Source organism: Candidatus Melainabacteria bacterium RIFOXYA2_FULL_32_9, assembly GCA_001784615.1.
GTDB lineage: Bacteria > Cyanobacteriota > Vampirovibrionia > Gastranaerophilales > UBA9579 > UBA9579.
In genome coordinates this window covers 1,857-11,405 of record MFRQ01000043.1, presented here as the reverse complement: position 1 = coordinate 11,405, position 9,549 = coordinate 1,857, and the positions used below count along the sequence as shown (strand labels likewise).

General features: G+C 31.9%; 6 protein-coding genes and 1 pseudogene (2 of these 7 running past the window's edge). 5 read left to right on the top strand and 2 right to left on the bottom strand.

Annotated features, from left to right (window positions below; translation table 11 throughout):
- From A2255_09070 to A2255_09060, 3 genes are all read left to right on the top strand, one after another.
- On the top strand, positions 1-2,592 hold the 3' portion of the coding sequence (locus A2255_09070) for a hypothetical protein (protein OGI22016.1). It extends 45 nt beyond the left edge of the window; only the last 2,592 of its 2,637 coding nucleotides appear in the window; its start codon lies off the left edge, out of view; its stop codon occupies positions 2,590-2,592.
- Entirely contained in the window at positions 2,573-3,502 is a 930-nt protein-coding gene (locus A2255_09065) for a homoserine kinase (protein ID OGI22015.1), read from the top strand. Before A2255_09070 ends, A2255_09065 begins: the two co-directional genes overlap by 20 nt.
- A gap of 633 nt (positions 3,503-4,135) precedes the next feature.
- Complete coding sequence (locus tag A2255_09060; GenBank protein ID OGI22014.1) at positions 4,136-4,930, top strand: hypothetical protein; 795 nt, start codon at positions 4,136-4,138, stop codon at positions 4,928-4,930.
- Positions 4,931-5,088: 158 nt separating this feature from the next.
- Here A2255_09060 and A2255_09055 read toward each other — a convergent pair whose 3' ends face one another.
- The gene (locus A2255_09055) at positions 5,089-5,625 is read right to left on the bottom strand and encodes a hypothetical protein (protein OGI22018.1); all 537 of its coding nucleotides are present in this window, start codon (positions 5,623-5,625) and stop codon (positions 5,089-5,091) included.
- Positions 5,626-6,247: 622 nt separating this feature from the next.
- On the opposite strand from A2255_09055, the gene A2255_09050 reads away from it, so the two are divergent.
- Positions 6,248-6,463, top strand: coding sequence for a hypothetical protein (locus tag A2255_09050; protein ID OGI22013.1), 216 nt, complete (start codon positions 6,248-6,250; stop codon positions 6,461-6,463).
- Between the two features lie 61 nt (positions 6,464-6,524).
- Positions 6,525-8,339, top strand: coding sequence for a ferrous iron transport protein B (locus A2255_09045; GenBank protein ID OGI22017.1), 1,815 nt, complete (start codon positions 6,525-6,527; stop codon positions 8,337-8,339).
- Positions 8,340-9,049: 710 nt separating this feature from the next.
- Here the strand turns inward: A2255_09045 and A2255_09040 are convergent.
- Positions 9,050-9,549: pseudogene (locus A2255_09040) on the bottom strand (hypothetical protein) (it continues 1,687 nt past the right edge of the window).

The following is a 9,549-nucleotide window of genomic DNA, read 5'->3' as shown; positions in this document are numbered from 1 at the left end:
CTGGTAGTTAATTTAGCCTGTATAGCAAAAGAACTTGATAATTCAATTAAAGTTTTCCATTTAAAAAATGGTCATACTGTAGTTATCAAAGAGGTCCACGCTAATCCTATAGTTACAATTGATACCTGGATTAAAACCGGCTCAATTAATGAAAATGATAAAATAAACGGGGTTTCACATTTTCTTGAACACCTTTTATTTAAAGGCACAAAAAACTATAAAGCTGGTGAAATGGAGCAAATTCTTGAATCAAAAGGTGCAAATTTTAATGCAGCAACCAGCAAGGATTTTACTCATTATTACACTACTATAGCAAGTCAACAAGCTGATATTGCTTTAGATCTTCATGCAGATTTACTTTTAAATGCCACTATTCCTCAAGATGAGCTGGATAGAGAAAGAAATGTCGTTCAAGAAGAAATAAGAAGGGCTCTGGATAATCCAAGTCGTATATTATTCAATAATCTTAACGGAATTCTGTTTAAATCACACCCTTATAAATATGAAACTCTTGGAACCATGGAAATAATACAAAACTTACCAAGAGAAGAAATTCTTGATTATTATAATAAATGGTATACCCCTTCAAATATGACCACAGTTATAGTTGGAGATATTGATACTGATAAAACATTGATGAGTGTAAAAGAAAAATTCAAAGATAATTCTATAAGTTCTAAAACTATAAAAAGTAATTATGATAAAGAACTTTATATAACAAAAAACACCGAAAAAATCGAAAAAGGCAATTATAACGTTGGATACCTGGAAATAGGCTTTAAAGGTGTTCCTATATGGAATAGAAAAGATAATTATGCCCTTGATTTAGCAGCAGAAATCCTTGGTAGCGGCAGAAGCTCAAGATTATACCAGAATGTAAAAGAAAAAAACCTGGTTTCATCTATCTCATCAGGCCATCATTCTATGAAAGATGACAGTATTTTCTTTATAGATGCTGATTTAAAACCGGAAAATTATGTACTCACTAAAAAGGCTGTTTTAAAAGAGCTTGATAAATTAAGAAATGAAAAGGTTACCAAAGAAGAGCTGGAAAAGGCAAAAACAAGGCTTCAAAGAGAGTTTTTATATGGTAATGAATCTGTTGAAAATATAGCCAACTCTATTGGTTATTCTATGACAATTGGCGGTAAGCTGGATTATTATACTGAATATATTAATGATATTAATAAAATTACCGCAGATGATATTCAATATGCCGTAAAAAAATATCTTCCAGAATCAAGAATGGCTACATCAGCATTATTACCTAATGATATAAATATAAATTACACACAAAAACCACAAGAATCTTATAAAAATGCTTCAAAATATATCTTAGATAATAATATGACTCTAATTACAGAAAAAAATGATTCAAATGAGATAATATCACTCAGCATCTTTGTTAAAGGTGGCGACTTACTTGTAGCCCAGCCAGGACTACAGGATATATTGGCAGCAACATTAATGAAAGGGACAAAAAGTAGAAATGCCTTAGAAATATCAAAGGAGCTTGAAAATTCCGGTATTATTATTGCACCTTCTTCAGAGGCTGACTATTTTGAAATAAAACTCAAATCCACAGCTTCTGATTTCAATAAGGCTCTTGAAATTTTAGCTGATATCATCAATAATCCTGTATTCAATCCTGAATATATAGAAAAAGCTAAAATCGATACTGTTCAAGGAATTAAAGAATCGCGTGATACGCCTCTTTCTTATGCTTTCGAAAACTTCACAAAAAAAATGTATCCTAACCATCCCTATGGCTATGTTGGAGAAGTTATAGAGAAAAATATAAATAAGGTTAACAGGGAAGATTTAGTTAAATTTCATGATGAATATTTTATTCCTGAAAATATGGTTATATCTGTATCCGGAAATATAGATACTAATGATTTAATAAGTAAATTACAGACTTATTTCCCAAAACAAGAAGGAAAAAAAATTAACATTAATGAGCTAAAAACAAGTTATAAAGCAAAAGAGCAAAATCAGCTCAGCATCATAAAAAAAGATACCACCGCTGCTTCAATGGTTTTAGGATGGCCTGTTACAGGAATAACTCAGGATAAAGAATATGCCAGCTTAAAAATAATTAACGGACTTCTTGGAAATGGTCTGAGTTCAAGGCTTTTTGTAAATTTGAGAGAAAAACAGGGGCTGGCTTACGTAGTTAGCAGCGCATATCCTTCAAGGCTTGATAATAGTTTCTTTGTGTTATATATAGGTACTAAGCCTGAAAATATAAAAGCTGTAAAAGAAGGCTTTTTAAATGAAATAAAAAGAATAAAAACAGAACCAATAAGTAAAAAGGAGCTGGATGAAGTAAAACAAAAATTGATAGGACAATTTGCGTTATCACAAGAAACAAATCAAGAAAAAGCACATAATCTAGGCTGGTTTGAGGTAACCGGTAAGGGATTTAAATATAATTATGAATTTCCTGATTTAATAAATTCTATTACAGCAGAAGATATTACAAATACAGCTAATAAATATTTTAATGACCCTTATATTATCTCGATAGTAGCACCGGCAAAAAATGTAGAAGGTTTGGAAAAGGAATACAATAGTGAAAGTAAGCGTTAAGGTACCCGCTACTACGGCAAATTTAGGACCGGGATTTGATTGTTTCGGAATAGCATTATCTTTATATAATGTTATAACAGTAGAAGAAACTGTTTATCCAACAACCGGACTTCAAATAAATATTCTGGGTGAAGAGGAAGAAGGAACAACTAGCTCTTTAATTCCAACTAACGAATCTAACGTAATTTATAAAGCTATAGAACTTCTTTATAACTATACAGGACAAACTCCACCGGCATTAAGAATCAATATTCAGTCTAATATACCTATCGCAAAAGGTTTAGGGAGTAGTGCTTCTGTTATAATGGGTGGGGTTTTAGCAGCAAATCAGTTATTAGGCAATCCTGCTGATGAAGCTGCTTTACTATCAGTAGCTAACGAAGTTGAAGGCCATCCTGATAATATTACACCTGCTATGTTAGGAGGTTTTGTATTATCTTCAGCAGAGGATGACGGTAGTATTATATATAGAAAAGTCGATTGGCCTCAGGAATGGAAATTAACCGTTTGTATACCTGATTATGAACTTGCTACTCAGATTTCAAGATCAGTCCTTCCTCAGGTAGTTAACTTCTCAGATGCTGCTTTTAATGCAAAGAGATGTGCAATGTTCATAGAAGCTTTGCATTCTAAAGACGATGAATTAATGAAATATGCATTAACAGATAGATTACACCAGCCGTATCGCAGCAGACTGGTACCTGGTTATAACGAAATTAAAGAAAACTTAAAAGAAATAGATATACTCGGTACCGTCATAAGTGGTGCAGGGCCAAGTATTCTTGTAATTTCCAGAAATAATGTTGTTGAAGAAATAAAAGAAATAGTAAGTTCCACCTGGGAAGCCTCAGGGATCAATTCTACTATTAAAACAATAGATGTAGATATAAAAGGTGCCGTAATTTTATAAATAGAGAATTACAAATCATAAAAGGGTCACTCTAAGAGTGACCCTTTTATGATTTACAGAGATCATTCATTAAATCGTCAAAAGAATCATTATTATGGAGTTTATTGAACGATTGTATCGCCAAATTTTTTAAATTCGTCCTGATAAAAAATTATTAATAGATGCATATAACTTTGCCAGGACTCACCCTTCGGGTCTGGTAAAAAATTTGGCTATTTATTCTGCTAATTACTGAGTCTAAGAAATGGTTTTAAAGCTACAATTTTGCTAAAACTTACACTTTAATTAGTTTTTTATTATGAAGAGAAATAAAAAGAGAAACTTAGGTGAAAGATTATTCCAAAGAAGAGTTGGTTGATTGGGATAGAAGCATAAGTTTTAGCAAAATCTCCGCAAGAAAACATTTCAAGGCTCAGTAATTAGCTAGATGCTCGATCTTTTCAGGATTTTTATCTTACTGCATAATTCCTGTGCTTTATAAATCAGCTTCAATTGAAGTATTTCATTTTTTTCTTAAAATATCTTAATAATTTATCCAAAAAAGTAAATTTATAACTTTGTTTTGTTTTTATATAAATAAGGAAGTGTTCGATCTTTGCATTTATATTGTAAACCCGAATTGGGGAGGTAAGTATGGGAACAGCTGGAAGTATTACAAGTTTGATGGATAAATCAGTTTATTATCCTACGGCTCAGAATGGTGGTAAAAACCAATTTTCGAATTGGTTAGATAATTTGACTATTAATGCCCTGACTCAAATGAATAGTATGCCTACGATGTCTATGGGTTCTCAAGGTGCTCTGGGTAATATTAATAGTATTATGGGTATGAATTCTCTAGGAATGACATCAATGAGTGGTCAAAACGTCTATTCATACTTGGGTGATCCTAACCTTAGAGAATTAGCAGATAGCATACATTCTTCATTTTGCGCCTGGCCTTTACCAGACAAGAGCAAAAGAATAAACATGGTTTTAAATAAATTAGCACAAGAAAATCCTGCAAAATTAGCCGCATTAGAAATAGTATATGGAAAAATGTATGGTGCTCCAGACAAACTCAGACAAGATATAAGGCATCATTTATGCGGAGTACAAGGTGCTTTAGGCTTAGGAAAACCACATTGTAAGGAATTGGATTTACTTAACCAGGCAGCAAAAATTAGCCCAGCAAACGCAGCAATAGCTCTTCATGAAGCTATGAAAGGTGCCGGCACGGATGAAAAAACAGTTAAAGATATCATAAATAACAGTCCTGATAATGTCTTGAGTCAGGTTCTACATCAATATAAATACTTAACAGGTGGCAAATCATTAAAAGATGATATTAAAGGCGATTTCAATGAATACTTAGGAGGACCTCAAGAAGATATATTAACAAGAATAGATATGGCATTAGCAGGTGCAAATTCATACGGAATTTTCTAACTATTCATTACATACAATCTCTCTCTTAAATTAACTCCTCTCCACTGCAAATATCCTCTACTTTAGCCCAGTTATACAACTGGGCATATTTTTTTGTTTACAAAACAAGAGAGAGCAGATTAAAATCTGCTCTCTCTTGAAATTACAATTTTAAAAGTCTAATATTCTATGCCTTTTCGTGCCATAACACCCATATTGAAATAATGTTTGATAGGCTGCATTTCTGTTACGAGGTGAGCCATAGCTACAAGTTCAGGATGTGCACGACGTCCGGTAAGTACAATTTCAAGATTTTGAGGTTTATTTTTAAGAGTTTCTTTTATTTCTGAAATCTTAATCATGCCAAGATCTGCACAAATGTTAATTTCATCAAGAATAATCAGTTGATATTTACCGCTATTAATCGCTTCTTTTGTAAACTGCCAACCTTTTTTAGCTTCTTTGTAGTCTTCCATATTAATGTTATCAGAATAAACTACTCGATCAAGCCCAAACTGTGCCACTTCTAAATTTGGCATCAATTTTGAAGAAGAAGCAATTTCACCATAATAATTGTTAGCCTGTTCCCCTTTAGTAAATTGTATAATTAAAACTTTCCACCCATGCCCGATAGCTCTTAATGCTAGACCTAATGATGCTGTAGTTTTACCTTTTCCATCCCCAGTATAAATTTGAATATAACCGTGTTCTAGCACTTCTTTTTCACCCTCCACGTTCCTGCTTATACAGTTCTCTCTCGTATTTAGATTAACCCATTTTATATTTAGGTTATCAACTCCCCTCAATAAACTTCTGTATTTGCTGCCCCACATACTACTATAGAGTTTTTTATATAAATGAGCAAGTTTTTTAATAAAAATACAGTGTATATATGAATATATATATTAAATAAAGTTTGTTGAGTGTTTTACTATAGTAAATCAAAGAAAATTTATGTGTTTAAAATAAAGCTTATAAATTTACATTAACATTTTAAAAAAAGGGAATCAGCGTGATTTTACTCAACATGAAACTTTAATAATAAAAATTAACTTTATATTGGTTTAATTATCTTAAAAAAAGCTTGCAATTCAGGATTGGCATAAATACATTCAATCTTTTAAAAATCGCTCACGAAGCATTTCTTCAAACTATTTTGCAAATTCAGTTATGCTAATTTAAAAATAAGAAATGCATTTTATTAAAACGCTTTGTTTTTAACTTATATATAAGGAATTAAACATGATTGACATTACAAAATTGCTGTGATAATCTAATATTAGGAGTTATTGAGAAATATTCTCAATAAGCTTAAAGAAAGGAATAATAAACAAAATAATGGTAAGCTTAGTTGAAATAAAAGTTGGGCAAAGGGTTGAAATCTTGGACTTTATTGATTCTACAGTGAGTCGCTTTTTTTCCTGTTTTGGTATAGAAAAAGGTCAACAAATAACCTGTATAGCAAAACCCGGTCCTGTTATTATTCAAAGAAATCAACAAGAAATAGCCGTAGGAAGAGATCTTTCAAAACAAATTTACGTTAAGGTTATATAAAATGGATACAACACTTAAAAATCAGCAAAATCGGAATAAAAATAATTCCGATAATACAAATTTGCAAAAGATTGTATTAGTTGGCAATCCTAATGTTGGCAAATCTGTATTTTTTAATAAGTTTACCGGAACATATGTTGAAGTAAGTAATTATCCCGGAACAACTGTCGATATAGCAAAAGCCACCTTTAAGAATTGGCAAATACTAGATACTCCAGGAATTTATGGTATTGGCAGCTATAATGATGAAGAAATTGTAGCTAAAAAAATCATCTTAGAAGCAGATTTAATTATAAATATTGTTAGTGCTATGAGTTTAGAAAGAGATTTATTTTTAACTCAGCAACTAATTGATATGGGATTCCCGATTATCGTTGTTTTAAATCAGATTGATGAAGCTCAATCAAGAGGAATAGAAATAGATTATCAAGCTCTTGAAAACCTCTTTGGCGTGAAGGTTTTTCCAACAATTGCCATTAAAAATCAAGGAATTAAAGAGGTTAAAGACTATATTCAAAACACAAAAGTTGAAAAATCAAATATAGAATCAGCTTATTTGGACAAATTCCAGTTAGTAAGCTTATCTAAAGAAGAACGAATCGATAAAATTCTTGAATTTGAAGACAAAAAAGAAAATCTGGATAGTAGAGACTATATTTATTCTGAGAGAAGAAAAAGAGTAAATGAAATTATTGATAAAGTGGCATCAGAAACCACAAAAAATGTTAATATATCAACTTTTATAGGTAAGCTACTATTAAATCCAATAGTAGGTTTTGCAGTAGCTATGTTAATATTACTTGCTCTTTATAAAATAGTTGGTGGCCTAATAGCTGGTGATCTAGTAGATTTTCTTGAAAACAACATACTTTTAAAGTATTACACCCCCTGGATTACTGATTTAGTTACAAAAATAATTCCAGAAGGGCCTATAAATCAAATACTGGTTGGAGAATTTGGACTCTTAACTATGACTGTTCAGTATATTCTCGGAGTCTTATTACCCCTTATATTTGGATTTTACATATTTATGGCAATCCTGGAAGATTCCGGCTATTTACCTCGATTGGCAGTTTTAACTGACAGATTTTTATCAAAAATCGGTTTAAATGGAAGAGCTATTATTCCTATTATATTAGGCTTTGGCTGTATTACAATGGCAACAATTACTACAAGAATTCTGGGATCAAAAAGAGAAAGAACTATTGCAACAGCAATTTTAGGCCTTGCCGTCCCTTGCTCTGCACAACTTGGTGTTATAATTGGACTTATAGCCGTTGCTGGCGGCTTAAAAGGTTGGATAATATATTTATTAAGCATTTTTACCGTAATGGTTTTAGTTGGAACAGTGCTAGATAAGCTTTTACCAGGTAAATCAAGTTATTTACTTATTGATTTACCCCCAATGAGATTACCTATTCTTAAAAATGTTTTAGATAAAGCTTTATCTAAAAGCTGGCATTTTTTGAAAGAAGCAACACCGCTATTTTTCCTTGGAGCCTTCTTGATTACGATTTTAGAAATAACAGGCGGATTAAAAGTAATACAGGAATTTCTAGCACCTCTTACGGTCAGCCTATTAAATTTACCTCCTGAAGTTGCAACCGTATTTATTATGGGATTAATAAGAAGAGACTTTGGCGCAGCAGGACTGGCACAAATGGCTGGAATTGGAGGCGGTATTGCAATTTTAAATCCTGCTCAGATCTTGACTAGCCTTGTAGTGCTTACTTTATTTGTACCCTGTATAGCTGCTGTAATTGTTATGTACAAAGAAAGAGGGTTTAAAGAAGCCTCATCTATATGGTTTGGCTCGTGGATACTTGCATTTCTTATAGGGGGTATATTATCAAGGATTTTAGGGTTGGTGATGTAGATGGACAAAGAATTAAATTGTACAAAAAAAGAATTTTTAACGTGTCCAACTTGTAATATGAATGTAGACAAAAAATATTTGGGAGAAAGATGCCCCAGATGTAATTCTGTTATCCTTCCAAATAGCTGTAAAGACTGTAAAAACATCTGTAAATAAATAATGTAGCATATCATTACGAGGAGCAAAGCGACGTAGTAATCTTTTCAATGTTCGCCGGATAGATTGCCACGCCTGCGTTGCAGGCTCGCAATGACAGTTTTGACGATTTTTTTAAATTTTATAAATACCGAAAACTGCAAATATTAGAAATTTATTATCAATCATTAGATATTATTCTAATCAAGTACCTAAATAAATTATATGAATAATCACTATAATTTAAGGTAAATATGTTTATGAAGTTACCTTACCTGTATGAAGCTAACAGGTATAGTGATCCAAAAAATAGCTAAGAGAGAAGTCATAATATAAAACAGCTTACGGATGCCGAAGCGTGAATAATATCTTGTAGGGCTTCTGTTTGAGCCTGCCCTGCAGGCGAGTTAAGCCCGACTGGGATTTTATCCAATAATCGAGCTTCGAGCAGCCGTCATATCAGCAGGGTTTTTCCTTCTTTTTGGTACTTTTTCTTCCTTTTTGTTTGCAGTAAAAAGGAAGAAAAAGTACATTTTGACAATAATACAACTTTATTATTCTGCTTATTTATTTTTTTATAAATCCGTTTTGACACAGAAATAGCAGTCTTTTAGATTTGGATTATAGAATGGATCACTGTTACTTAGAAAATCTTGCCATTTTTCTTTTAAATAATTCTTTTCACGTCCCATTTGTTCATTAAATTTATTAACTCTTGAAACAGATTCATGATGGTACAAAACACTATGAGGAGTATAAACATTATAATAACCTGATTTTAAGAGATTTAAACACAATTCTATATCATTATTTACTACAGCTAATTCCTCATTGAATTTACCAATTTTATAGAATTTATCTTTAGATATCATTATGCAAGCACCTGTAATACAGGAATATTCTCTTATAATATCATTAACGCTTTTATAACCAGGACAATCCTTATTCATAGATTTATTAACGTGAGAAAACTCATCATTAGATCTAACAATACCAACGTGCTGAATGGTGTCATCCGGGTATAAAAGCTTTGCCCCAACAGCTCCAATATATGGAAGCTGGGCTATACCAAGCA

Excerpts from the sequence above, each read along its gene's own strand:
- A2255_09060 (OGI22014.1), top strand. The coding sequence starts at position 4,136 with ATGGGAACAGCTGGAAGTATTACAAGTTTGATGGATAAATCAGTTTAT.
- A2255_09050 (OGI22013.1), top strand. The coding sequence starts at position 6,248 with ATGGTAAGCTTAGTTGAAATAAAAGTTGGGCAAAGGGTTGAAATCTTG.